Origin of the sequence: Bacillus proteolyticus (genome assembly GCF_001884065.1) — a bacterium.
Classification (GTDB): Bacteria; Bacillota; Bacilli; order Bacillales; family Bacillaceae_G; genus Bacillus_A; species Bacillus_A proteolyticus.
In genome coordinates this window covers 108,056-132,333 of sequence record NZ_MACH01000167.1, presented here as the reverse complement: position 1 = coordinate 132,333, position 24,278 = coordinate 108,056, and the positions used below count along the sequence as shown (strand labels likewise).

The window sequence follows — 24,278 nt, the reverse complement described above, 5'->3', positions numbered from 1 at the left end:
CCCTTTATTAGTACATAAAACGATTGTGAAAACGTAGACGATCGAATGCTTGAATGGAATCCGTATCGACGCGTTTGCCGATGCGAACCATTAAACAGTTAGCAGGGTGTGAACAAATTTCAGGATCGTCTGTAGCCATCCATTGTAAACCACCGGCATTCATCATTTTTTCCATTACTTTTCGGTATTCCCAAACATTTAAGCCTGTTTGTTTTAAATCCCAGTGCCAATAATATTCAGTCGTTAATATAATGTAATCTTCCATATGATCGTCCATCATTGAAACTTCTAATAAGTTTTTTCCGACAGAGCAACCGCGAAAGGCTGGGACAACTTCAATCGCCCCAAGTTCAATTAAGTTTTCAATCTTTCCTTCTGACCATCGCTCGAGCGGATCAGGATACAAGTATGTAACATATCCAACAATCGTTTGGTCATGTCTAGCAATAATGAGACGAGCTTCTGGTAACTTAGAAATTTCGACAATTGCTTTATATTGCTGCTCGGCAGGACGAAACGCAATTAAGTCTGGATGGAATTCATACATTTCAAGATTATGTGTAGAGACAGGACCTTCAATAATTAAAGTGCCTTTCGCTGTTTTTAAGTTTCTGGCATTATATATTTTTTTATGAATCAATTTATTGCTCACCACCTTGAGGGTTTGTGAATCTATTAATATCGTACTTTATAATATATGCGATGTGAATCGAATTTTGTCATTAAAAATTTGTCTAAAAATCAACAAATATACTGAAAATTTTAAATAATATCATTATAATAGATAATAGAATACATAGGAGGGGGATGTAAAGTATGAAAGTGGAAACGCTTCCTGTCATTAAAGGAGAAAATAATTTGCCGAATTATGAAGAGGCATACGCGAATTTTAACTGGGAAGAGGTTAATAAAAATTTTACTTGGAATGAAACAGGCCGAGTGAATATGGCGTATGAGGCAATTGATAAGCATGCGAAATCCGATCGAAAGAATAAAGTGGCACTTTATTATCAAGATGGATCGCGAAAAGAGAAATATACATTTAAGGAAATGAAGGATTTTTCTAATAAAGCAGGAAATGTCCTGAAAAACTATGGTGATGTTGAGAAAGGCGATCGCGTTTTTATTTTTATGCCACGTTCCCCAGAATTATATTTTGCACTTTTAGGTGCAGTGAAATTAGGGGCAATTGTTGGACCATTATTTGAAGCATTTATGGAAGGTGCAGTTCGCGATCGTTTAGAAGATAGCGAAGCAAAGGTGTTAATTACAACTCCTGAATTGTTAGAGCGCATACCATTAAATGATTTACCAGCTTTAAAAACTGTCTTCCTTGTTGGAGACAATGCAGAAGAAGGCGGTAAACTTGTAGCGTTCAATCCTTTATTTGAACAAGCTTCAAAAGAATTACATATCGAATGGTTAGGCCGTGAAGACGGTTTAATCCTTCATTACACATCTGGCTCTACTGGTAAGCCAAAAGGCGTCCTTCATGCACAAAACGCAATGGTTCAGCACTATCAAACTGCGAAGTGGATACTGGACTTAAAAGAAGATGATGTATATTGGTGTACAGCTGACCCAGGCTGGGTAACTGGAACAGCTTACGGTATTTTCGCACCGTGGTTAGTAGGGGCATCAAATGTTATTTTAGGCGGGAGATTTAGTCCAGAAGCGTGGTATGAAGCACTGCAAGATTACGGTGTAACAGTTTGGTATAGCGCACCAACAGCGTTCCGTATGTTAATGGGAGCTGGACAAGACGCAATTAAAAAATATGATTTATCACAAGTGCGCCACGTATTAAGCGTTGGTGAGCCGTTAAATCCCGAAGTAATTCGCTGGGGTATGAACGCATTTGGACTTCGTATTCATGATACGTGGTGGATGACAGAAACAGGTGGACAAGTTATTTGTAACTACCCTTGTATGGAAATCCGTCCAGGTTCAATGGGTAAACCAATTCCAGGTGTGAAAGCAGCGATTGTTGATAATGAAGGAAATGAAGTACCTCCATACACAATGGGGAACTTAGCAATTGGTAAAGGTTGGCCAGCTATGATGCGTGGAATCTGGAATAACCAGCAAAAATATGAATCTTACTTTATGCCGGGAGATTGGTACGTATCAGGTGATTCAGCTTATATGGATGAAGATGGATACTTCTGGTTCCAAGGACGTATTGACGATGTAATTATGACGTCAGGTGAGCGTGTTGGTCCGTTTGAAGTAGAAAGTAAATTAATCGAGCATGCTGCTGTTGCAGAAGCTGGTGTAATCGGTATTCCAGATCCAGTACGTGGTGAAATTATTAAAGCATTTATCGCGCTTCGTGCGGGATACGAGCCATCTGATGAATTAAAAGAAGAGATTCGTCAATTTGTAAAAAAAGGCCTAGCAGCTCATGCAGCGCCAAGACAAATTGAATTTAGAGATAAATTACCGAAAACGAGAAGTGGTAAAATTATGCGCCGCGTATTAAAAGCGTGGGAGCTGAATTTACCAACTGGTGACTTATCAACGATGGAAGATTAAGAGAGAAAGGTCTGAACGAAACAACGTTCAGACCTTTCTTTTTTATGTTATGATGAACTTATATATACGTGTTGGAAGGGGAGAAGGAAATGAGAACAGAAAAAGAAAAGATGATACAAGGGGAAATGTACATACCTGCTGATCCAGTTTTAGTACAAGAGAGGGAGCAAGCTCGTATATTAACAAGAAAGTTAAATGAAACATCAGAAGTAAAATTAGAAGAACGTAGTGCAATCGTAAAAGAATTATTCGGAACGACTGGAGATAACATTCATATTGAATCTTCTTTTAGATGCGATTATGGCTATAACATTCATGTCGGTGAAAATTTTTATGCGAACTTTGACTGCACCATTTTAGACGTATGCCCAGTTACAATCGGAGTAAACTGTATGTTAGCTCCAGGAGTTCATATTTATACGGCAACGCACCCGCTTGATCCAGTAGAACGCATAAGTGGATCTGAATACGGAAAACCCGTTACAATTGGCGATAACGTATGGATTGGCGGAAGAGCTATCATTAATCCAGGTGTAACAATTGGAGACAATGCAGTTATCGCATCTGGATCCGTTGTAACGAAAGATGTGCCTGATAATGTAGTAGTTGGCGGGAATCCTGCAAAAATTATAAAAAAAATAAAATAATATTTGAACGCATTGCCTTCCTCGTCTGTATACATTTATGAAAGAATAGATGAGGGAGGCTTTTATATGTCTAATAAGTTACTTCTTACTTTTGCTTTAATCGGAATTATCGTCGTATTTTCTTGTGGTCTGTTATTACCAATACCAATTGGATTTAAAGTTTCAATGATTACAGTTGGAGTCATAATGATTGTTATGTTTTCAATCATTATTCCGTTTGATAGAAAACATATAGTACGAAAAAAAGGATATAAAATTGATTTTACAAAAACAAAAGTGTATTTTCGCTGGAATGTATTTGATACGATTTCGGCTTGTCTTGCAGTGTATGCATGCATATGTGTGCAAGCATTAAATATTTTAGTGTTAAGTGGTCATACAATACAAAACTCATATGTTCAATTTTTTACGCTTCAATCACAAGCGTGGATTATTGTCGCAAGTGTATATTTAATTTCCCGCATTTCGTTAACGTTAAAAGGAATAAAGGAGATCAAAAATCATGGCGCAGATTGGGATTGAGGAGGAGCTCATGCTTGCGTACCAAAAGGGAGATAAGCAGGCTGGGGAAAAACTATATGTTTTAATCAAACCAGCGCTATATACATTTTTGTATCGATTTAACCGAGATGAACAATTAAGTATCGACCTGGTGCAAGATACGTTTTTGACGTTAGAACGTAAGAAACATATGTATGAACCTGAAAAAGGCAAAATAAAAACGTATTTATTTCAAATTGGTTATCGCCTCATGATTAATAAATTAAATAGAAGAAAAAAGTGGCGTACGCTTTTGCCATTTTTAGCACCGATTCAGGAAAAAGAATTTTCTCACGAAGATCGGCTCACAGTAAGAGAGGCAATTTTGAAAGTTCCTGAAGAACAGCGGGCTGTCCTTATTCTTTCTTATTATCATGATATGCAGCAAAAAGAGATAGCAGAGATATTAAACATTCCGATTGGAACAGTGAAATCGAGACTCCATAACGGGATAAAGAAATTGAAACAATTGCTGGAGGTGGATGAAATTGAGCGAAAATCCCTTTAAGAGTGAATATAAGTTAAATCAGCATTTAGATAGTGACCATGTAGAAATACCGGACTTTCCAAAAACGGTAAGTCGCTTCGATCGATTAATCGGATTTCTTGCTTCTCCAGCGAAAGATCCTGTGGAGGCAACAATTGGGAATAATCTATCGATGGTTTTTCATGTTTCGATATTAGTTGGTGTTCCAATTCTTTCTCTTATTACGATACTCTTTGCGGCGTTGTAAAGGATTGATAAGGAGAGAAACCCGACCTCTATTTGACACGCCTATATAAATGATGGTATAAAGAAAAGTATATGAATAATTGAGCGTGGAAAGGGAGAAGTAGTGATCATTTCCCTGTTTTAGAGAGCTGATGGCCGGTGAAAATCAGCACATAGATGATCGCGAATTACGCCCCTAGAGCATCTTTTTTCGATTGAATTGTATTCAAAAGGGAAAAGACGGTGCTAAGCCGTTATGTAAATAAGGTGGTAGGCTTTTTTTTGCCTGCAACTAGGGTGGTAACGCGATAATCAAAATCGTCCCTTATTTGAAGGGGCGATTTTTTTATGTTTTCAACCTTCACGCCAGTAATGAACTTAAAGGAGAGTATGTAGGATATGGGTATTTTACAAGATCTTGAATTTCGCGGTCTAATTAATCAGCAAACAGATGCTGAGGGACTTGAGCAATTATTAGAAAAAGAAAGCGTTAAATTATACTGTGGTTTCGACCCGACAGCGGATAGCTTACACATCGGTCATATGTTACCAGTATTAATGTTACGTCGCTTCCAATTAGCTGGTCACCAACCAATCGCACTTGTTGGCGGAGGTACTGGTATGATCGGTGATCCAAGTGGTAAAAAAGCAGAGCGTACATTAAATACGAAAGATACAGTTGCTTACTACACAGAAAGCATTAAAAACCAACTTTCAAACTTCTTAGAGTTCGAAAACGTGGACAACCCAGCAACAATGGCTAACAACTATGATTGGCTTGGTAACTTAGATGTAATTTCATTCTTACGCGATATCGGTAAAAACTTCGGTTTAAACTATATGTTAGCAAAAGATACAGTAGCATCTCGTTTAGATACTGGTATTTCATTCACTGAGTTTAGTTATATGATTTTACAATCATACGACTTCTTAAACTTATACCAAAACCATAATTGCCGCCTACAAATCGGTGGTAGTGACCAATGGGGTAACATTACAGCTGGTCTTGAATTAATCCGTAAATCAGAAGAAGATGCGAAAGCATTCGGTTTAACAATTCCACTTGTTACAAAATCTGACGGTACGAAGTTTGGTAAAACAGAAGGCGGCGCAATTTGGTTAGACCCAGAGAAAACAACTCCTTACGAGTTCTACCAATTCTGGATTAACACAGATGACCGTGACGTTGTTAAATACTTAAAATACTTCACATTCTTATCTCATGAAGAAATTCTTGAGCTTGAAAAGCAAGTAGCTGAAGCACCAGAAAAACGTGCAGCACAAAAAGCATTAGGTTCTGAAATGACAAAACTTGTTCACGGCGAAGAAGCATTAGAGCAAGCGATTAAAATTTCAGCTGCACTATTCAGCGGTTCTGTAGCAGAACTGACTGCAAGCGAAATCGAACAAGGCTTTAAAGACGTACCATCTGTAGAACGTACTGCAGAAGATACAGTATTAATCGACTTACTTGTAGAAAGCAAAATCTCTCCATCAAAACGTCAAGCACGTGAAGATGTGACGAACGGTGCAATCTACGTAAACGGTGAGCGTACACAAGCATTAGACTACGTTGTAACAGAAAACGACCGCATCGAAGGCAAATTCACAATCATTCGCCGCGGTAAAAAGAAATATTTCTTAATTCGTTACTAATCAGAAACGAATGTAAAACAAATAGTACCCCGAATTGTAGGCTGAAAAGTCTATGATTCGGGGTTTTTATGTACGGTTTCATATTGCCTCATGAGTTCTTTTAAATAGAATATGAAGAATTAATACGAGCATATAAAGTAAGCTAATTAACATAACGACAAATGCCGCCGGATAAAATTTTGCCGCATATATAAAGAAATCGATTTGATAAATATCTTGGTAATTTGAAACGGTGCCTTTAAAGTAATTTGTAAACTTAGCGCTATATTTCCATTCATCAGGATAATCGATTAAATTACTCTCCTGATACCAACTCATAAGTGCTGAAGTAATAAACAGCATAAATGAACTTCCGAGTTGAACCATTTGGTTTATTGTCAAAATGAATTCACCTCCTATTTTATGGTTATTATAGCGTGCATTCGTATTCCTGTAACCTTTTTGTTGTAATCTCCTTTTCGAGTTCATACGGAAATCACATGTAAGCGGTATGATAAACGTATAACAAATAGAAAGGAGTGGTAAAACAAAATGTCACTAGAAGCGCTCATTATTTTTTCTTTGCTAAATGCGGGTCAGCTTGCAGAGAACACGAAGGTTGATATACATAAAGAGCAGAAAGATGCTTATGTATATGTTCAAAAAGAGGAAAATAAATAATTTTATTTTATATATAAATGAAAAAAAGCCAATCTAGAGGATTGGCTTTTTTTCATTGCGTTGGAAAAAGAGGGGAAATCCCTCTTTTAAACATTAGCTAAAATTTGATCATAGCATGAAATAATAAGTGGTTCCAAATCTTTTAAATCATTAATATTATCAATGAAAATTCTACTTACTCCCTGTGATTTTGGGGCTTGCTCAACAACGAAATTAGGACATAGCTGTTTAGTAGCTTCTAAATCTAGTCTTACAACTAAGGATTTTGCATCTCCATCAAGGAAGAGACGTATAAACCATTTTGTGATTACACGATTCATGATGCAAAAATAACTAATGGTATCTTTATATTTAAGATCGCTAATGTCTCTTTGATTTTCAGTTAATATGCCTTTAACAATGTTAAAGGCAGTCAATTCATCCTCGGTAGTGAAAACTCTATCTGTTTTGTCTTCTTTGCTTATATCTTCAATTATTTCGGCAGAAGCGGCTGCAACTAGGCTTGTTTCTATTTTCTCCGATGTTTTTGTTTCTTTTGGTGTTAAACCATCACTGATTATTTCTAATAGTGTTCGATTAATTGCTTTTTTAACAATTGGTCGGAATCGCTCTAAAACGTTATTTGTAATTCTAGTTGAGCTAAAGTCTTTAATTAGAAAACGAAGGAAGTCATCTGAAGGATTTTTAAATAATTCTTTAATTGTAGAGTTTAAATTGGTCATATAAATAAGCTCTTCGGCATATTTTACAATTCCTTCAGCTTCAAAATTTTCTTTTGTAAAAGTTTCAATCGTTTCAATATCTACATTGGTTAAATTATTCATACTGAATGTGAAGAAAGGTTTTTCATCCATCACATTGTCATTTGTTAAATCAGTATAAAACTTGTATTCTACACCATTAGTTAGTACCCCTACTTTGACATCGGGTAAGGCATTGAAATACCTAGATAGTTGCGCATCGTGTTTAAGGAGATTTTCTGTTACAGATTTTGCCTCAATTAAAATAATTGGAACTCCATTTTTGAAAACCGCATAATCGACTTTTTCTCCCTTTTTAGTTCCAAAGTCTGCAATATACTCAGGTCTAACTTCTAAAGGGTTGAAAACGTCATAACCTAGCTTTTGAAGAAAAGGAATAATTAATGATTGCTTGGTCATTTCTTCATTAGTTATGTACTCTTTTCGTTCTAAAATTTGGTTAGCTATTTTATTTATGTCATTTCTGAATTCCATAGCAACGTCTCCTTGTTATAAAGTTTAAAATTCTTAATATCATTGTTATTCTGTGAAAATTCATAATATAACAGAAGTTCTGTATGAAAATAGGAAGGTTATTCTTTTTGTTTGAATTTGATTAAATAAAAAATATTTGTTTTAGATGGGAGTATAGAGTATTGGGATTTTTGTGTTACGTGGGGTATAAAAAAATATGGTGAGAATTGAAAAAAGCCAATCCACAGGATTGGCTTTTTGTCATTAACGAGAGTAGAACTCTACGATTAATGCTTCGTTGATTTCAGCTGCTAACTCAGAACGCTCAGCGTGACGAGTGTAAGTAGCTTCTAACTTATCAGCATCGAAAGTTAAGTATTCTGGTACGAAGTTGTTAACTTCGATCGCTTCTTTAACAACAACAAGGCTGTTAGATTTTTCGCGAACGCTGATAGTTTGACCAGGTTTTACACGGTAAGATGGGATATCTACGCGAGATCCATCAACTGTGATGTGACCGTGGTTTACTAATTGGCGAGCTGCACGACGAGTGCGAGCTAAGCCCATACGGTAAACTAAGTTGTCAAGACGAGCTTCAAGAAGGATCATGAAGTTTTCGCCGTGCTTACCAGGCATTTTACCTGCTTGGTCAAATGTGCGACGGAATTGACGCTCAGTCATGCCGTACATGTGACGAAGTTTTTGTTTCTCTTGTAATTGTAAACCGTATTCTGAAAGTTTCTTACGTTGGTTAGGACCGTGAGGACCTGGTGCGTAAGGGCGTTTTTCTAATTCTTTTCCTGTGCCGCTTAGAGAGATTCCAAGACGACGAGACAGTTTCCAAGCTGGACCTGTATAACGAGCCATAGTTGACTCCTCCTTTAAAAATGTTTTTATTTACGTAAAATAAAAACAGACGTAATCGATATTTACGGGCATTTTGTTTTCATGTACCTTCGCTCCAGCAGCAGGGAGTTACGAGATACACCTCCGTAGAGGAACAAAATACAAACGATAAACTCACATTACAAGGCTGCCTTTTTATTTTACACAAACGCTATTATATCTTTTACCCAGAGTTTCGTCAAGCGACTCCCTTTTTGTTTTATGCATATAAATTTTGGAAATTAACAAGAAGGAATTTAAAACAATATAAAAGAAGAGATAGAAACAGAAATGAAACGCTTACATAAAATGAAGTAAAACGTTCATCAAATTTTTATTGATGAATATACGGCAATAAAAACATAAAGGGGATGTTTTTATGAAAAAGAAACATATAGAGACAGCGCTAATTCATCATGGTTATGAATCAAATGAGAATAAAGGGAGTTTAACACCACCTTTATTTCAAACTTCTACATTTACGTTTGAGACAGCACAGCAAGGAGAAGCGAGTTTTGCGGGAGAAGATCCATCTTATATTTATTCAAGGCTTGGGAATCCAACTGTGAAGTTATTTGAAGAACGTATGGCTGTTTTAGAAGGTGGAGAGGAAGCGCTGGCGTTCGGTTCAGGTATGGCAGCCATTTCAGCAACGTTAATCGGTTTTCTAAAGGCTGGAGATCATATTATTTGTTCAAATGGATTATATGGATGTACGTACGGTTTTTTAGAAGTGTTAGAAGAGAAATTTATGATTACGCATTCGTTTTGTGATATGGAAACAGAGGCTGATATTGAAAATAAAATCCGCCCAAATACAAAGCTCATTTTCGTTGAAACACCAATTAATCCAACGATGAAATTAATTGATTTAGAAAAGGTGATCGGGGTAGCGAAGCGAAATGACTTACTTGTCATTGTTGATAATACGTTTTGTTCACCTTATTTACAAAGACCGCTTGAACTCGGCTGTGACGCGGTTGTGCATAGTGCGACAAAGTATATTGGTGGTCACGGTGATGTTGTAGCGGGTGTAACAATTTGTAAAACGAAAGCGTTAGCAGAAAAAATTCGCCCGATGCGAAAAGATATCGGCGGTATTATGGCGCCATTTGATGCATGGTTATTGTTACGCGGATTAAAGACGTTAGCGGTAAGAATGGACCGCCATTGTGATAATGCAGAAAAAATTGTATCGTTCCTAAAAAATCATGATGCGGTAGAAGGTGTTTGGTATCCAGAAGGGGAACTAGCATCTCGCCAAATGAAACGGGGCGGCGGTGTGATTTCTTTTTCGGTAAAAGGTGGGAAAGAAGAGACGCAAGCGTTTATCAATGACCTTCACTTTATTACAATTGCGGTAAGTTTAGGAGATACAGAAACGTTAATTCAGCATCCAGCGACGATGACGCACGCTGCGATTCCAGCTGAGTTAAGACAAGAAATGGGCATTTATGATAATTTAATACGCTTATCTGTCGGTTTAGAATCGTGGGAGGATATCGTTTCTGATTTAGAGCAAGCGTTAAAGAAAATATCTACGGTTAATCAATAAAAAAGAGTGAGTTATCGGTTTCGTACATGACGTACTAAATCGACAACTCGCTCTTTTCTTTTTTTAAATATGTTTTAGGAGTGTTTCCACAAACTTTTCTAAATAGTGCTGATCTACTTCGTCAAAACGATTTTTTTCAGGACTATCGATATCAAGTACACCGATGACAGTTCCTTCTTTCAGAATCGGTAAGACGATTTCTGAATTCGAAGCACTGTCGCAAGCGATATGTCCTGGGAATTGGTGAACGTCCGCTACAAGCTGCGTTGTTTTCGTTTCAACTGCTGCGCCGCAAACGCCTCGTCCGAAAGGAATACGTACGCAAGCAGGCATTCCTTGGAATGGTCCAAGAACAAGCTGAGTTCCTTCTGTTACATAAAAGCCAACCCAATTAACGCGATCTAAAAATTGGTTTAATAGTGCGGACGCATTTGATAAGTTTGCGACTACGTTTGGTTCGCCAGTTAATAATGCATCCAGTTGTTTAATTACTGTCTCATATTGCTCTTCACGAGATCCTGCATAACTTTCTTTTGTAAACATGGAAACAACTCCCTTTTTAGCGAGATATGTAAAATGATAGCAAAATACGATGTATTTCACATGACTTTGTCGATAGAAAATTAAAGGAATTTGTCTTAAAAGTCAAGAAATTTAAACTATAGCTGTTCAGTGAGAGGAAGTGAGCGCATGAAGCAGACGAAACAAAAAGTAATTGATGCGGCAATATCGTTGTTTAATACGAAAGGTTATGACGGGACATCGGTGCGAGACATTGCAAAGCGAGCGGATGTGAATGTAGCGAATATTTCATATTATTTTGCTGGAAAGCAAGGGTTATTAGAACAGCTGATTACTGATTTTTTAGAAGGATATATTCATGTAATTGAAACGTCATTTGAACAGAGAGAATATTTATCGGCTAAAGATGTGATGGTGCAAATGGTGCGCGGGATTTTACGATATCAATTTGATAATAGAGAACTGACACGTTTTTTTTATAGAGAGCTTTCGCTTGATACGACGTTAATTCGTGAAGTGATGACCGTTTATTTTTCTAGAGAAAGATATTATATAGAGCAAATCATTAAACAGGGACAAATGAAACAAGAGTTTAAAAAGGTATCTTTTACAATGTTTATGACGCAATTAAAAGGCATGATAAATATGCCGTTTTTATATCCGCAATATATATCAGAAGTGTTGCATTCTTTTCCGTCCGAGACATTTTTTCTAGAAATGTACACGAAAGAAATTGAACAATGGATGGAACAAACATTATATAAAGCGAATATGTACTATGAATGGCCAAGAGCTGTTCATATGTGAAGAATCCCCACCTAACGAACTGAGGTGGGGATTTTTATGTCTTGTTTTCTTTGCCATAAATTGTTGCATAATAGCGCAATAATTGTTAATGAGGCGCCGGCAATTTCAATTTTGTCGACTGTATAACCTCGAAAGGTGGAACCGATAAGTGCAAGTACAGGAACTAAATTCATAAATAATATGCCGTTAATAGATGAAATATATCGATTTCCCGTGTTCCAGCAAAATACAGCGATAACGCCGGCGATAATCGACATATAAAAGAGTTCAAAACGAACACTCATAATTGTACGTAGTGACGGTACAGTAATTACGTTTGTGTAAGTTAAGAAAGTGACAATAATGATGAGTGAAATTGAGCCGAATAAACAAGTTAACGTCGTATACCTGAGTGGTGACCAAGATTGAAAACGAGCACCACCGTTCGTGTAAATTACCCAGCAAGTAACGCCGCATAACATAAATATATTTGTTGATAAGTGGCTTGCTACTCCAAATAATAAATGAATATTTCCTTTTGAAATGACAAGCATAACACCGAGTAATGCAACGAACATACAAAGAAATGTGTAATTTTGTGGGCGTTTGTTTTTTGTTATCCACTGCAATAATAAAGCGATGAGTGGCATAAGAGACTGAATCATCGCGGCATGGATGGCTCCAGAAGGTCCGGCAAGCTGTTGACCATAAAAAATTAGAAAGCCATACCCAGCGAAACCGACTGTTCCGTAAAAGAATAACGAAAGTGTTCGTTTTTCTAAGCGGAGAGAATTTTTCCCCTCAGTGATTAATAGCAAAATAAGAAAAATGATAGCTGCTGATCCGTATCGGATAGTTGTGAAGAAGAATGGGTCGATAAATTGCAAGGCATTTGCCATTACAGGAAACATAAATCCCCAAGCTGTTACAGCAAGTAAGCATAGAAGGGATCCGAGTAGCATTTGTTTTTTGTCCAAGAGTATCATTCTCCTTTACATTTCGTTATAGTAAGTTGATGAAATAAGTATAAAGATTGATTTCTTCTAAGAGGAAATATCGATTTTTTATGACAGTTATAACTTTTTGTTAGAGGTGTGTACGATGGATTTGGAGGCAGTACGATCGTTTATTGAAGTAAAGCATACGCGAAGTTTATCAAAGGCGAGTAAGCTTTTACATATTTCCCAACCAGCGCTTAGTAAACAAATTCAAAGGTTAGAAGCAGATTTAGAGGTTACTTTACTCAAGCGTTCTGCTCAAGGAGTGGAGTTAACAGAGGCTGGAGAGTTATTTATAACAAGAATGTTACCGATTTTGGAACAAATAAGTGAAGTGCAAACGGAAATGAAGGGATATCAAGTGAAGCAGAAAATTTCAATCGGTATATTGCCGAGTTTAGCGGCTCATTACATATCAAAGTGTAAAGACTTATTAGCGGATACATATGAAGTGGAATGGCAAATTGAGCACACGAAAGTATTAATGGAATTATTTAAAGCGCGAAAAATTGAAGCGATGTTTATTGATTCAGTAGTAGAAGGCGCTACGTATATAAAAGAAATGCGGGAAGAAAAAATCGTTTGTGTTGTTTCAAATGATCATCCATATAAAGAGAAAACGGTAATCCGAATAGAAGAGTTGCAAAATGAAAAGTTAATCGTATATCCAGAAATATGTGATGTAAGGAAAATGATTATGAAAATGTTTCACGGTATAGGTACGAAGCCGAACATTGCAGTTGAAACTTCTTATGCAGAACCGATGATTGCGATGGTAGGAGCTGGACTGGGCATAACATTGGTTCCGGAAACAGCTGTACAGCAAGCGGTAATGCAAGATAACGTGCGTGCGATTTCTGTAGAACCACCATTAATACGAAAGATTTATTTCGTATCTTATCTGAAGGAATACTCTTTCTTACAGTCATTTGAGGCTGGAGAATGAAATAAGCGGAATGTTAAGAAAGATTACAAGTGCATTTAAAGAAACATGAAATTTTAAAAAAAACTAGGTCAAAAACACGTCATAACATGGTATGATTAGTACATTGTTAGTTGTTAAATATAGGGGAATTCCCTTTTTATACATAATGCCTTCCATTTCATAAACGGAACGGACAAAAAAAGAGATATAACTAGGAGGCTTTTTTGCATGGATTCTATCCTGACGATCGTTATCATTGTAGTAAGCTCTATTCTAGTGCTGCTCATGATAGAGCTTGTGATAAGAAATCGTTCATATAAAGATATTGAAGCACTGGAGCAGTGGAAACAAGAAATAAAAGATAAACCTGTGGCAGATGAACTAAAGCGGGTAAAAGATTTAAACATGACTGGTCAAACAGAAGAACTGTTTGGTAAATGGCGTGAAGAGTGGGATGAAATTGTATCAACAACTCTTCCAAAAGCAGAAAAAGATTTAGGGCAAGCGCGAAAATTCGCCTCGCAATTCTCCTTCCGCAAAGCAAAGCATGCGATGAAAGAATCCATAAGTGGTTTAGATGACGCTGATAATCGTATTACAGACATTTTAAATGAATTACAGCAACTGTTAGAAAGCCATGAGAAAAATAGCTCGGAAATTGAAGGATTACGTGATACATATCGTAGTATGAAAAAGAGCGTTCTTGCTCATCGACATATGTATGGAGCAGCTGAGCAAAAAATCGAAGAGATGTTAGACGTTGAATCAGAGAAGTTCAAAACTTTTGAAGAGGCAACAGATAATGGTGATTATTTAAACGCGAGAGAAATTGTTATTAGTTTAGAAGAAGGTTTAGCAAGTTTAGAAATCATTATTCATCAAATTCCAGATTTATTAGTAGAGTGTCAAGCGACATTACCAGTTCAGCTGGAAGACTTATTACAAGGTCATGATGATATGATAAGACAAGGCTATGTATTAGAGTATTTGGAAATTCCTAAAGAAGTCCGCGATATGACGACACAACTACACACATGTTTAATGGATATACAAGAGCTTCATATAACTGAAGCAGCAGAAAAAGTAGAGAACTTAAAAACTCGTTTAGACAGTTTTTATGATCAACTTGAACAAGAAGTGCATGCGAAACATTATGTGGAGCAAAAAACACTTTCTGTTTATGAAGATTTAGAAGAAATTCGCACTGAAACAATTGAAACGAAAACAGAAACACAACTTGTAAAACAAAGTTATCAATTACAAGACAAAGATATTGAGTCACAAAAAGTAATTGAAAAGCAAATGCATATTTTAATGAAACGTTTTGAAGTGTTGCAAATACGCGTTGCTGAACAAGATATCGCATTCTCTATTATTCGTGAGGAACTAGAAGAGGTTTATGAGCAATGTGAAACTTTAAAAGTACTTCATGCAGAATATAAAGAAATGCTGCAGACGATGCGTAAAGAAGAATTTGAAGCGCGTGAGAAATTACAAGAAATGCGAAATACAATTTTAGAAACGAAACGCTTTATGCAAAAGTCGAATTTGCCAGGTCTTCCAGAGAGCATTATGGAAGATTTACAAAGAGGACAAATGGCAATGCAATCTGTATATGATCAATTAGAAGTAAAGCCGTTAAATATGAATGCTGTAAATAGCAGTTTAGAAGAGGCGTACACAACTGTTAATGGTGTATCTGAAATGACGGAAGAGTTAATTGGACAAGCATATTTAGTTGAAAAATTAATTCAATACGGTAATCGTTACCGCAGTCATGATGAGAATCTTGCAGAAAGCTTAGATTATGCGGAGAAATTATTCCGTGAGTATCAATACGATGCAGCTTTAGAACAAGCGGCTTCTGTACTAGAGCAACTTGAACCTGGCGTTGTTCAAAAAATAGCTGAATATGTAGACAATGAACAAACCCTTTAATAAAGGGTTTGTTTTTTTGTGTAATTTTGGAGGCGATGTTGCTATAATGAATAGCGGAATACAGTAAGGTTATTCGTTTTAAAATATAACGGAACCTTTGAGTAGTTTTAGCGTAATTACACGTATTTATGATATGATTATACGATGTGACAGCGCTGAAAGGGGAAGAACGATGATCTATTTTGATAATAGTGCGACGACAAAGCCATATCCAGAAGCTCTTCAATCGTATGTAACGGTTGCAGGGAAATATTTTGGAAATCCTTCTTCTATTCATTCGCTTGGAGGAGAGGCAGAGCGTCTATTAACACAATCGAGAACGATTGCAGCGCAGCTCCTTCACGTTAAACCTTCTGAAATTATTTTCACATCGGGTGGAACGGAAGGGAATAACCTTGCGATTAAAGGAATAGCGATGAGGAATCGTTCGCGCGGTAAGCATATCATTACAACAAATATTGAACACGCGTCTGTGTTTGAGGCATATAAACAATTAGAAGATCTCGGTTTTGATGTAACATATTTACCGGTTAACGAGCACGGTGTTGTATCGGTAGAGGATGTAAAACGAGCGCTTCGTGAAGATACGATTCTTGTGTCAATTATTCACGTGAACAACGAGACTGGAGCGATTCAGCCTGTTGCTGAAATTGGAACGTTATTATCGAACTATCCGAAAATAAGATTCCACGTGGACCATGTGCAAGGGATAGGAAAAGTACCGCTTGATTTATACGCTTCTCATATTGACCTTTGTTCAATATCTGGGCATAAATTTCATAGCGTAAAGGGGACAGGTCTTCTTTACGTACGTGATGGTGTAAGGTTAGATCCAATCTTATCAGGTGGTCAACAAGAGCTTAAGTATCGTTCAGGAACAGAAAACTTACCTGGTATTGTAGCGATGGTAAAAGCACTTCGTATGACGATGGAGCAAGTGAAAGAAAAGGTAGTTCATTTGCAAAATTTACAAGCAGAGCTTGTCCGTGTCTTTAAAGAGATGGAAGATGTAACGATTAATACGTCACTTGAATATGCGGCACCGCACATTTTAAATGTATCATTTGTTGGTTTAAAACCAGAAGTGGTCGTTCATGCTTTAGAAGAGCATGGTGTATATGTATCAACGAAGTCTGCTTGTTCTTCAAAAGCAAATGAAGTGAGCCGAGTACTAGTGTCAATGGGAATACCGCATGCCGCAGCTGCAAGCGCAATCCGCATTAGTCTAGCACCGGAAAACACGATGGAAGAAGTAAAACAATTTGAAGGTATTGTTAAAGAGACAATGCCAAAATTATATGAAGTGATGAGGTAAAGAAATATGATGACATATGAATATATTTTAGTTCGTTACGGAGAGATGACGACAAAAGGTAAGAACCGTTCTAAATTTGTAAGCACATTAAAAGATAACGTGAAGTTCAAACTGAAAAAATTCCCAAATATTAAAATCGATGCAACGCATGATCGTATGTACATCCAATTAAATGGTGAAGATCATGAAGCAATTTCTGAAAGATTGAAAGATGTATTCGGTATTCATAAGTTTAACTTAGCGATGAAAGTACCATCAGAATTAGAAGATATTAAAAAAGGTGCATTAGCAGCTTTCTTACAAGTAAAAGGCGATGTGAAAACATTTAAAATTACAGTGCACCGTTCTGATAAGCGATTCCCAATGAAGACGATGGAATTACTTCCAGAAATCGGTGGGCACATTTTAGAAAATACAGAGGATATCACAGTAGATGTTCATAATCCAGATGTGAATGTACGTATAGAAATTCGCAGTGGTTACAGCTATATTATGTGTGGTGAGCACATGGGAGCTGGTGGTTTACCAGTTGGCGTTGGCGGAAAAGTAATGGTACTACTTTCTGGTGGTATTGATAGCCCGGTAGCAACTTACTTAACGATGAAACGCGGCGTATCTGTGGAAGCAGTTCACTTCCATAGCCCACCTTTCACAAGTGAGCGCGCGAAACAAAAAGTAATCGATTTAGCACAAGAGTTAACGAAATACTGTAAACGCGTAACACTTCACCTTGTTCCATTTACTGAAGTGCAAAAAACGATTAATAAAGAAATTCCATCTAGCTATTCTATGACGGTTATGCGTCGTATGATGATGCGTATTACAGAGCGTATCGCAGAGGAGCGTAACGCACTTGCGATTACAACTGGTGAAAGTCTTGGACAAGTAGCGAGCCAAACGTTAGATAGTATGCATACGATTAATGAAGTAACAAACTATCCTGTTATTCGTCCGCTTATTACGATGGATAAATTAGAGATTATTAAAATTGCAGAAGAAATCGGAACGTACGATATTTCAATTCGTCCATATGAAGATTGCTGTACAGTATTTACACCAGCAAGTCCATCGACGAAGCCGAAGCGTGAGAAAGCAAATCGTTTTGAAGCGAAGTACGATTTCGCGCCGTTAATTGAAGAGGCTGTAGCGAACAAAGAAACAATGGTATTACAAACAATAGAAGTAGTGGCGGAAGAAGAAAAATTCGAAGAACTTTTCTAAACCCATAAATTACCACATTCAAATGTGTATGAAGTCATGTTGTTTATCACACTCTATACTCACAAGGAGGTGATACAACATGGCAAGCACAAATAAATTAGCAGTGTCTGGTGCTCAAGCAGCATTAGATCAAATGAAATACGAAATCGCTCAAGAGTTTGGTGTTCAACTTGGAGCTGATGCAACATCTCGCGCTAACGGTTCTGTTGGTGGCGAAATCACTAAACGTCTAGTTTCACTAGCTGAGCAACAATTAGGCGGTTACCAAAAATAATCCCATATACGATGGCTTAGAAAGAGCGGGTTCTCCCGCTCTTTCTTTTTTGTCATTATTTATCAATAAATCGATATAAATTTATTCAACGGTTCGACATAAATATAAAAAAATTGTCAAAAGAAGAGGGTTCAAAATTTACTGAAAATTCTTTATTATATAAGGGAGGCATAGAAATAAAGGAGGATGTTTATGAAGAGAGAGGAATTGTTGGCGCCGCAGTCTTATAATTTAGTTTCGGAAATAGAGAAATATACGAATGATAAAGAAAAGCTTGCTTTAATTTGGCAAGATGATAAAGGGAATAGACGAGAGATTACATATTTTGAATTAATGCAAGGTGCGAATAGAATTGGAAATGCTTTTATAAAAAGTGGCTTACAAAAAGGGGACAAGCTCCTTATTATGATGCCGCGCTTAATTGAAGCTTACATGACGTATATTGCTGCGATTAAAGCAGGATTTGTCGTTATTCCAAGCTCAGAAATGTTGCGTAAAAAAGATATTGAGTATCGTATTGGGCACGGAGAAGTAAAGGCTATCGTAAGTTACGAACCGTATATTGGACAATTTGACGGCGTAGAAGCGGTGGAATCTCTTCAAAAATTCGTCTTGAGCGAGCGTTCAGTAGATGGTTGGACGAATTTAAAAACAGCATTAGAAACAGAAAGTGACATGTTAGAAATGGCGAAGACAGATAAAGAAGATATGGTCTTTTTATCTTACACGTCAGGGACGACAGGAAATCCGAAAGGTGTCGTTCATACGCATGCGTGGGCATACGCTCATTTACGTACGAGCGCCCCAAATTGGCTCGGAATTGAAGAGAATGATGTTGTATGGGCAACAGCTAGTCCTGGCTGGCAAAAGTGGATTTGGAGCCCGTTTGTAGCAACTCTCGGTTCAGGTGCAACTGGATTTGTATATCATGGTAAATTTGAACCGAAAACGTATTTGAGTTTATTAGGCGATAATAAGGTGAATGTGCTTTGTTGTACGCCGACTGAGTATAGATTAATGGCAAAGGTAGAAAACTTAAATGAGTATAATTTAGAAGCGTTACATAGCGCTGTATCAGCTGGTGAGCCGTTAAACAGAGAAGTCATTGAAACGTTCCAAAGGCATTTTGATATTACGGTAAGAGACGGTTATGGGCAAACGGAAAACACATTGCTCGTTGGGATAATGAAAGGGATGGATATTAGACCAGGATCAATGGGAAAACCAACGCCAGGAAACCATGTTGATATCGTAAATGAAGAAGGTATTCCGGTACAGGTAGGAGAAGTTGGTGATATTGCAGTTCACATTGAAACACCAGCCCTCTTTAAGCAATATTATAAAGACGATGAGCGTACAGCGATGCAATTCCGCGGTGATTATTATATTACCGGTGATAAGGCGAAAAAAGATGAAGACGGCTATTTCTGGTTTGAAGGACGCGGAGATGATATCATTATTAGCTCTGGTTATACAATCGGGCCGTTTGAAGTAGAAGATGCACTTGTAAAACATCCATACGTAAGAGAATGTGCGGTTGTCGCAAGTCCAGATGAAATTCGCGGAAGTGTCGTGAAGGCATTTATCGTATTAAGAGAGAATATAGAAAAGAACGAAGAAACATTAATTCCAGTGCTCCAACAACACGTCAAAGAACTGACTGCACCATATAAATACCCTCGCAAAATTGAATTTGTAGATGAACTACCAAAAACGATTTCTGGAAAAATTCGCCGTATTGAACTTAGAAAACAAGAGATGGAACTACCTTCAAAATAATTTTGAAAATAGTGAAGTAAATAGTTGAATGAAATGTTACATGTATGATATTATAAAAAACGAACGTAAGTTCGATTTTTATAAATTAAAAAAAGAGGTGTCCGTATGATTTTAGGTATTAATCCGTACTTAGTTTTAGATGGTAGTGGGCAAGAAGCTGTACAGTTTTATAAAGAGGCGTTAGATGCAAAAGTAGAAGTAATGCAAACTTTTGGTGATATGCCTGAAAATCCAGAATACCCGATTCCAGCTGAAGCGAAAGAGCGCGTTGCACATGCTACTTTAAAAGTTGGTAATACGGAACTTATGATTTCTGATACATTCCCAGGTCAAGGGCATGCGATCGGATCTCAAGTAACAATCGCAATTCAAATTAGTAATGCAGAAAAAGCAAAAGAAGTATTCGATAAGTTACAAGAAGGTGGAGAAGTTATTATGCCACTTCAAGAAACTTTCTGGAGCCCAGCATACGGACAAGTAAAAGATAAATTTAGCATTGAATGGCAAATTACAACGAATCCTACTGAACAAAAATAATTTTTGGAAAAGCACCATTTTTAATCGAAATGGTGCTTTTTTTATACGCTCTAATTTCGTAGACTAAAGGAAAAAGGGGATGAGTATATGGGAGAAATTTGGTATGGCGGCACCATTTACACTATGCGAGAAGAGAATGAAAAAGTAGAAGCTATTTACGTTGAAAATGGCGTCATTGTTGATATGGGGAATAAAGAAGAGTTAGAAAATCGATATTCAGAAGTGAAGTTATATGCCCTAAAAGGGAAAACGATGATTCCAGGGCTGGTTGATAGCCATATGCACCTTATTGGCCATGGGGAGAGGTTACTTCGTCTAGATCTATCAAATTGCAAATCTTATAGCGAAGTGCTGACTCTCGTTCGGAAACGAGTAGAAGCAGCACCAAAAGGTTCTTGGATTATCGGAGAAGGCTGGAATGAAAATAATTTTACAGATACGAAACAAGTTCATGTACGTGACCTAGATGAAATCTCTAAAGAACATCCGATTTTATTAAAGCGCGTTTGTCGCCACGTTACATGGGTGAACTCATACATACTGCAAGAAGCGAACATAACAGAAATGACGCAAGACCCGAAAGGCGGAAAAGTCGGCCGGGACTCATTAAATAAATTAACAGGGCTTTTATATGAACAAGGACAAGAGTTAATTAAACATGTTCAACCTGAAATAGATGGAGCGTATTTGCAAAGAGCATTACAAACAGCTATTTCAGACTGCTGGCAATACGGATTAGTTGGCGGACATACGGAAGACTTAAATTATTATGGTGGCTTTAAAAAAACGTACAATGCGTTTTCGCACGTTATAAAAGAAATGCCATTTAAAGCGCATTTACTCGTTCACCATGAAGTAGCGAATGAGCGAAAGGAATATGAAAATGAGCACTATATTGAATTTGGAGCGATGAAAATTTTTTCTGATGGATCTTTTGGCGGAAGAACAGCTTTATTAAGTGAACCGTATGAAGATGCGAAGGAAACAAATGGAGTTGCGATTTTTTCACGTGAAGAGCTTGCAGGTTTAGTGAAGAAAGCACGAGACTTACATATGCCAGTTGCGATTCATACAATCGGTGACTTATCACTAGAACATGTCATTGATGCGCTTGAATTATATCCACCAGCAGAAGGGTTACGTGACCGTATTATTCATTGTCAGCTAGCTCGTGAAGAGTTGATTGAAAGAATGAAACATTTGCCAGCTATTATTGATATTCAACCGGTCTTTGTTTCATCAGATTTTCCGTCAGTCATTGAAAAACTAGGAAAGCATCGTCTTCGTTACGCATACGCTTGGAAGACATTGCTGGACGCAGGGTTACATTGCAATGGTGGATCTGATGCTCCAATTGAACAAGTGAATCCGTTTTTAGGTATATATAGTGCTGTTACACGTAGAAGTTTTATTGATGGCGTATGTTATATGCCAGAAGAAAGATTAACGGTATATGAGGCTGTTTCTTTATTTACAACAGGAAGTGCGTATGCAATTGGAAAAGAAGCAAAGCGAGGACAAATTATAAAAGGATATGAAGCAGACTTTACGATATTAGACCGCGATGTTTTTGAAATTGAGGCGGAAGAAATAAAAGAAGTACAGGCCGAAATGACCGTCATTGATGGGGAGATTGTTTATAGAAAAAACGTCTAAAAGTTTGAGGGAGCGGCTACGAAAATACATTTTGGTGATGCTTCCTCTTTTTAGATAAGTTGATGATGTAGTCACTTTTTGTCGGTAAATCGATATTTCGGATGGAATCGTTGATATATTATGAGTTGTGATAGATATATTCGGAAAATCGTTAATATAATTTCATATACTGTTGTCTTGTTCCAAAAAAATTGTGAAACATCGTTAAGCTTCAGCTGAGAAATAAATAACCGCCGAATTATGGGGATCCCATAATTCGGCGGTTATTTTAATACTATAAAAATGTTCTCTGTACTTTTTCCCAGAAAGAGTTGTTTTTTAATTTAACAGTTTTAATTTGTTTATCGCTTAAACGAACAACGGCTTTCTCCACTTGCTTAATGCTAAGTGCTTCGTTATCCATTCCGATAACAGGGTAATCATTACCATCTGGTTTAAGTGTTAAAGTTAACGTGCGCTCGTGATTTAAAAGAAACGGTGATCCGAGTGTACGGTATGTGTTGTTATTTAAAGATGCTAGTTCGCTTACTTGGAAACATGGGATAAGTGGATCGACAACTGCGCCATGTAATGATTTATTGTAAGCGGTACTTCCTGTTGGTGTGGAGATAACTAATCCATCACCTCTAAATGTTTCAAAATGTAAATTGTCGACGTGTACATCTACGACAAATGTTTTAATGATGCTAGAGCGTAATGAGAACTCATTTAAACAATGGAATGATGTACCGTGATCTACATCAACTTTAATTGTTGGATACTTTCGCACTTCAATTTCGTTTTTTGTAATTTCTTGAAGGGCTGTATCAACGTGATCGATGTGGAAATCGCAGTAGAAAGAAATTTCATCTTTCGTAGAAATACCTGCGTATAAGCAATCTTCTCTAAAACCAGTTTTACGAACGGCTTGTAAGAAAGTTCCATCATCTCCAACGCTGACGATAGCGTTTGCATTTTTTGGATGATCTAATATGGTAAATCCATTCTCCTCTAAAATACGATATATTGGTTTCATTTTTTCAACGAGTGTTACTTTGTCATCACCATAAAAGAAAAATAAATTGCGACGATTTGCCATTATGTATCCCTCCACTGCAGTTAAATTTTCTAGTCTTAGTGCTGCATACCATCAGAGTGTGTTCTGAATGATATGCTCAAATAGTATATTTCGATATAAAATGTCAAAATTCCTTTTTATTTTTAGAAAAATTTTTATATTCAATTTTATAAAAGGTTGTTTAATGATGAATAAACTTGTCGATAATGGGTATGGAGTGAAAGGATGGTACGAATGAAATGGCTCGTAATTGGAATGATAATTCTTCTACTTTTTATTTTGCTAATACTATTATCGAAAATATCGCTTAAGGTGACGTTTTTATATTCAGAAATGGAAAAGCAATGTTTATTTCAAGTGAAAATATGGATGATTCGATATACGTTTGATGTATTGGAAAGAATTGAAAAACAACAGAAAAAAACGGGGCAGAAAATCGAAAAAGCTGAGAAAGATGGCGGAATAGATAATAAAATTATGGCACAACTTGATAGCATTGGAGAACTGATAAAAAAGCTTCAAGAAGTTCATACTATTGTTAAAGATTTTCTCAAACGAGTGAAAATCAATGGTTGGAAGTGGCATTCACAAATTGGAGCAGGCGATGCGGCTAGTACTGGAATTGTCACTGGGTATGCATGGGGGACAAAAGGAATGGCTGCTGGAGTTGTAGGACAATATATGCATATTGTCGACGTACCAGAATTTGAAATTACACCTGTTTTTCAAGGGAAGGGATTTGCATCAAGATGTGAATTAACAGCTTCCTTTCATATATTTCGTACTGTGAAAACAGCGGTAAAACTACTCATGTTTATGAGAAAACAAAAGTCTGGTATGACAGATAAATCTGTTCAAGCATAGGG

At 36.9% G+C, this 24,278-nt stretch carries 25 protein-coding genes and 1 other annotated feature; of the genes, 18 read left to right on the top strand and 7 right to left on the bottom strand.

Annotated features, from left to right (window positions below):
* Positions 1 to 7: 7 nt before the first annotated feature.
* The gene (gene acuA, locus BAQ49_RS30535) at positions 8 to 640 is read right to left on the bottom strand and encodes an acetoin utilization protein acetyltransferase AcuA (RefSeq protein WP_002112293.1); all 633 of its coding nucleotides are present in this window, start codon (positions 638 to 640) and stop codon (positions 8 to 10) included.
* Positions 641 to 816: 176 nt separating this feature from the next.
* On the opposite strand from acuA, the gene acsA reads away from it, so the two are divergent.
* From acsA to tyrS, 6 genes are all read left to right on the top strand, one after another.
* Positions 817 to 2,535, top strand: a complete 1,719-nt coding sequence (gene acsA, locus BAQ49_RS30530; protein ID WP_071748339.1) for an acetate--CoA ligase — start codon at positions 817 to 819, stop codon at positions 2,533 to 2,535.
* A gap of 89 nt (positions 2,536 to 2,624) precedes the next feature.
* Entirely contained in the window at positions 2,625 to 3,182 is a 558-nt protein-coding gene (locus BAQ49_RS30525; RefSeq protein WP_071748338.1) for a maltose acetyltransferase domain-containing protein, read from the top strand.
* Between the two features lie 66 nt (positions 3,183 to 3,248).
* Entirely contained in the window at positions 3,249 to 3,704 is a 456-nt protein-coding gene (locus BAQ49_RS30520) for a hypothetical protein (RefSeq protein WP_071748337.1), read from the top strand.
* A complete protein-coding gene (locus tag BAQ49_RS30515) occupies positions 3,685 to 4,230 on the top strand; it encodes an RNA polymerase sigma factor (protein WP_071748336.1) in 546 nt (181 codons plus the stop codon). The genes BAQ49_RS30520 and BAQ49_RS30515 overlap by 20 nt, the downstream gene beginning before the upstream one ends.
* Entirely contained in the window at positions 4,211 to 4,456 is a 246-nt protein-coding gene (locus tag BAQ49_RS30510; protein ID WP_071748335.1) for a hypothetical protein, read from the top strand. The genes BAQ49_RS30515 and BAQ49_RS30510 overlap by 20 nt, the downstream gene beginning before the upstream one ends.
* Before the next feature lie 77 nt (positions 4,457 to 4,533).
* Positions 4,534 to 4,763, top strand: a binding site (T-box leader).
* A gap of 70 nt (positions 4,764 to 4,833) precedes the next feature.
* Positions 4,834 to 6,090, top strand: coding sequence for a tyrosine--tRNA ligase (gene tyrS / locus BAQ49_RS30505; RefSeq protein WP_000512075.1), 1,257 nt, complete (start codon positions 4,834 to 4,836; stop codon positions 6,088 to 6,090).
* Positions 6,091 to 6,168: 78 nt separating this feature from the next.
* Here the strand turns inward: tyrS and BAQ49_RS30500 are convergent, their stop codons facing one another.
* Positions 6,169 to 6,558 carry a YjdJ family protein gene (locus tag BAQ49_RS30500; protein ID WP_084667627.1) on the bottom strand — a complete coding sequence of 130 codons (390 nt, stop codon included), beginning with the start codon at positions 6,556 to 6,558 and terminating at the stop codon, positions 6,169 to 6,171.
* A 63-nt stretch (positions 6,559 to 6,621) separates the two neighbouring features.
* Here BAQ49_RS30500 and BAQ49_RS30495 point away from each other — a divergent pair, with 63 nt between their 5' ends.
* Positions 6,622 to 6,750: a hypothetical protein gene (locus tag BAQ49_RS30495; RefSeq protein WP_002112286.1), complete on the top strand. Its 129-nt coding sequence runs from the start codon at positions 6,622 to 6,624 to the stop codon at positions 6,748 to 6,750.
* An 86-nt stretch (positions 6,751 to 6,836) separates the two neighbouring features.
* On the opposite strand, the gene BAQ49_RS30490 is transcribed toward BAQ49_RS30495, so the two are convergent.
* Positions 6,837 to 7,985: a type I restriction endonuclease gene (locus tag BAQ49_RS30490; RefSeq protein WP_071748333.1), complete on the bottom strand. Its 1,149-nt coding sequence runs from the start codon at positions 7,983 to 7,985 to the stop codon at positions 6,837 to 6,839.
* 243 nt (positions 7,986 to 8,228) lie between these two features.
* Entirely contained in the window at positions 8,229 to 8,831 is a 603-nt protein-coding gene (gene rpsD / locus BAQ49_RS30485) for a 30S ribosomal protein S4 (protein WP_000135322.1), read from the bottom strand.
* A 397-nt stretch (positions 8,832 to 9,228) separates the two neighbouring features.
* On the opposite strand from rpsD, the gene megL reads away from it, so the two are divergent.
* Positions 9,229 to 10,404: a methionine gamma-lyase gene (megL, locus tag BAQ49_RS30480; RefSeq protein WP_071748332.1), complete on the top strand. Its 1,176-nt coding sequence runs from the start codon at positions 9,229 to 9,231 to the stop codon at positions 10,402 to 10,404.
* Positions 10,405 to 10,467: 63 nt separating this feature from the next.
* On the opposite strand, the gene BAQ49_RS30475 is transcribed toward megL, so the two are convergent.
* Positions 10,468 to 10,947 (bottom strand): free L-methionine (R)-S-oxide reductase MsrC, encoded by a 480-nt coding sequence (locus BAQ49_RS30475; RefSeq protein WP_071748331.1) that lies wholly within the window; start codon positions 10,945 to 10,947, stop codon positions 10,468 to 10,470.
* A gap of 147 nt (positions 10,948 to 11,094) precedes the next feature.
* On the opposite strand from BAQ49_RS30475, the gene refZ reads away from it, so the two are divergent.
* Positions 11,095 to 11,733 carry a forespore capture DNA-binding protein RefZ gene (refZ, locus tag BAQ49_RS30470; protein WP_071748330.1) on the top strand — a complete coding sequence of 213 codons (639 nt, stop codon included), beginning with the start codon at positions 11,095 to 11,097 and terminating at the stop codon, positions 11,731 to 11,733.
* Positions 11,734 to 11,744: 11 nt separating this feature from the next.
* Here refZ and BAQ49_RS30465 read toward each other — a convergent pair whose 3' ends face one another.
* Positions 11,745 to 12,689 carry a DMT family transporter gene (locus BAQ49_RS30465; protein WP_071748329.1) on the bottom strand — a complete coding sequence of 315 codons (945 nt, stop codon included), beginning with the start codon at positions 12,687 to 12,689 and terminating at the stop codon, positions 11,745 to 11,747.
* Positions 12,690 to 12,813: 124 nt separating this feature from the next.
* Here BAQ49_RS30465 and BAQ49_RS30460 point away from each other — a divergent pair, with 124 nt between their 5' ends.
* The 8 genes from BAQ49_RS30460 (at position 12,814) to BAQ49_RS30425 (ending at position 22,355) form a co-directional block, all read left to right on the top strand.
* The gene (locus tag BAQ49_RS30460) at positions 12,814 to 13,656 is read left to right on the top strand and encodes a LysR family transcriptional regulator (protein ID WP_071748328.1); all 843 of its coding nucleotides are present in this window, start codon (positions 12,814 to 12,816) and stop codon (positions 13,654 to 13,656) included.
* A gap of 207 nt (positions 13,657 to 13,863) precedes the next feature.
* Entirely contained in the window at positions 13,864 to 15,573 is a 1,710-nt protein-coding gene (gene ezrA / locus BAQ49_RS30455; protein ID WP_071748327.1) for a septation ring formation regulator EzrA, read from the top strand.
* Between the two features lie 172 nt (positions 15,574 to 15,745).
* Positions 15,746 to 16,888, top strand: coding sequence for a cysteine desulfurase family protein (locus BAQ49_RS30450; RefSeq protein WP_071748326.1), 1,143 nt, complete (start codon positions 15,746 to 15,748; stop codon positions 16,886 to 16,888).
* Positions 16,889 to 16,894: 6 nt separating this feature from the next.
* Positions 16,895 to 18,109: a tRNA uracil 4-sulfurtransferase ThiI gene (gene thiI / locus BAQ49_RS30445; protein ID WP_071748325.1), complete on the top strand. Its 1,215-nt coding sequence runs from the start codon at positions 16,895 to 16,897 to the stop codon at positions 18,107 to 18,109.
* Between the two features lie 79 nt (positions 18,110 to 18,188).
* The gene (locus tag BAQ49_RS30440) at positions 18,189 to 18,383 is read left to right on the top strand and encodes an alpha/beta-type small acid-soluble spore protein (RefSeq protein WP_000168891.1); all 195 of its coding nucleotides are present in this window, start codon (positions 18,189 to 18,191) and stop codon (positions 18,381 to 18,383) included.
* A 192-nt stretch (positions 18,384 to 18,575) separates the two neighbouring features.
* Positions 18,576 to 20,162, top strand: a complete 1,587-nt coding sequence (gene mbcS, locus BAQ49_RS30435) for an acyl-CoA synthetase MbcS (protein WP_071748324.1) — start codon at positions 18,576 to 18,578, stop codon at positions 20,160 to 20,162.
* Positions 20,163 to 20,267: 105 nt separating this feature from the next.
* Complete coding sequence (locus BAQ49_RS30430; protein WP_071748323.1) at positions 20,268 to 20,699, top strand: VOC family protein; 432 nt, start codon at positions 20,268 to 20,270, stop codon at positions 20,697 to 20,699.
* Positions 20,700 to 20,786: 87 nt separating this feature from the next.
* Positions 20,787 to 22,355 carry an amidohydrolase gene (locus BAQ49_RS30425; protein ID WP_071748322.1) on the top strand — a complete coding sequence of 523 codons (1,569 nt, stop codon included), beginning with the start codon at positions 20,787 to 20,789 and terminating at the stop codon, positions 22,353 to 22,355.
* A 274-nt stretch (positions 22,356 to 22,629) separates the two neighbouring features.
* Here BAQ49_RS30425 and BAQ49_RS30420 read toward each other — a convergent pair whose 3' ends face one another.
* Positions 22,630 to 23,433 carry an NAD kinase gene (locus tag BAQ49_RS30420; RefSeq protein WP_071748321.1) on the bottom strand — a complete coding sequence of 268 codons (804 nt, stop codon included), beginning with the start codon at positions 23,431 to 23,433 and terminating at the stop codon, positions 22,630 to 22,632.
* 204 nt (positions 23,434 to 23,637) lie between these two features.
* Here BAQ49_RS30420 and BAQ49_RS30415 point away from each other — a divergent pair, with 204 nt between their 5' ends.
* Positions 23,638 to 24,276 carry a DUF2953 domain-containing protein gene (locus BAQ49_RS30415; RefSeq protein ID WP_071748320.1) on the top strand — a complete coding sequence of 213 codons (639 nt, stop codon included), beginning with the start codon at positions 23,638 to 23,640 and terminating at the stop codon, positions 24,274 to 24,276.
* The last annotated feature ends 2 nt before the right edge of the window (positions 24,277 to 24,278 follow it).

Bases quoted from the DNA above. Each gene is read 5' to 3' on its own strand.
- BAQ49_RS30425 (WP_071748322.1), top strand. From the start codon at position 20,787: ATGGGAGAAATTTGGTATGGCGGCACCATTTACACTATGCGAGAAGAG.
- BAQ49_RS30450 (WP_071748326.1), top strand. From the start codon at position 15,746: ATGATCTATTTTGATAATAGTGCGACGACAAAGCCATATCCAGAAGCT.
- BAQ49_RS30430 (WP_071748323.1), top strand. From the start codon at position 20,268: ATGATTTTAGGTATTAATCCGTACTTAGTTTTAGATGGTAGTGGGCAA.
- refZ (WP_071748330.1), top strand. From the start codon at position 11,095: ATGAAGCAGACGAAACAAAAAGTAATTGATGCGGCAATATCGTTGTTT.
- BAQ49_RS30525 (WP_071748338.1), top strand. From the start codon at position 2,625: ATGAGAACAGAAAAAGAAAAGATGATACAAGGGGAAATGTACATACCT.
- thiI (WP_071748325.1), top strand. From the start codon at position 16,895: ATGATGACATATGAATATATTTTAGTTCGTTACGGAGAGATGACGACA.
- acsA (WP_071748339.1), top strand. From the start codon at position 817: ATGAAAGTGGAAACGCTTCCTGTCATTAAAGGAGAAAATAATTTGCCG.
- BAQ49_RS30460 (WP_071748328.1), top strand. From the start codon at position 12,814: ATGGATTTGGAGGCAGTACGATCGTTTATTGAAGTAAAGCATACGCGA.
- BAQ49_RS30475 (WP_071748331.1), bottom strand. From the start codon at position 10,947: ATGTTTACAAAAGAAAGTTATGCAGGATCTCGTGAAGAGCAATATGAG.
- BAQ49_RS30415 (WP_071748320.1), top strand. From the start codon at position 23,638: ATGGTACGAATGAAATGGCTCGTAATTGGAATGATAATTCTTCTACTT.
- ezrA (WP_071748327.1), top strand. From the start codon at position 13,864: ATGGATTCTATCCTGACGATCGTTATCATTGTAGTAAGCTCTATTCTA.
- mbcS (WP_071748324.1), top strand. From the start codon at position 18,576: ATGAAGAGAGAGGAATTGTTGGCGCCGCAGTCTTATAATTTAGTTTCG.
- tyrS (WP_000512075.1), top strand. From the start codon at position 4,834: ATGGGTATTTTACAAGATCTTGAATTTCGCGGTCTAATTAATCAGCAA.
- BAQ49_RS30495 (WP_002112286.1), top strand. From the start codon at position 6,622: ATGTCACTAGAAGCGCTCATTATTTTTTCTTTGCTAAATGCGGGTCAG.
- BAQ49_RS30490 (WP_071748333.1), bottom strand. From the start codon at position 7,985: ATGGAATTCAGAAATGACATAAATAAAATAGCTAACCAAATTTTAGAA.
- BAQ49_RS30515 (WP_071748336.1), top strand. From the start codon at position 3,685: ATGGCGCAGATTGGGATTGAGGAGGAGCTCATGCTTGCGTACCAAAAG.
- BAQ49_RS30520 (WP_071748337.1), top strand. From the start codon at position 3,249: ATGTCTAATAAGTTACTTCTTACTTTTGCTTTAATCGGAATTATCGTC.
- megL (WP_071748332.1), top strand. From the start codon at position 9,229: ATGAAAAAGAAACATATAGAGACAGCGCTAATTCATCATGGTTATGAA.
- rpsD (WP_000135322.1), bottom strand. From the start codon at position 8,831: ATGGCTCGTTATACAGGTCCAGCTTGGAAACTGTCTCGTCGTCTTGGA.
- BAQ49_RS30500 (WP_084667627.1), bottom strand. From the start codon at position 6,558: ATGAACTCGAAAAGGAGATTACAACAAAAAGGTTACAGGAATACGAAT.
- BAQ49_RS30420 (WP_071748321.1), bottom strand. From the start codon at position 23,433: ATGGCAAATCGTCGCAATTTATTTTTCTTTTATGGTGATGACAAAGTA.
- BAQ49_RS30440 (WP_000168891.1), top strand. From the start codon at position 18,189: ATGGCAAGCACAAATAAATTAGCAGTGTCTGGTGCTCAAGCAGCATTA.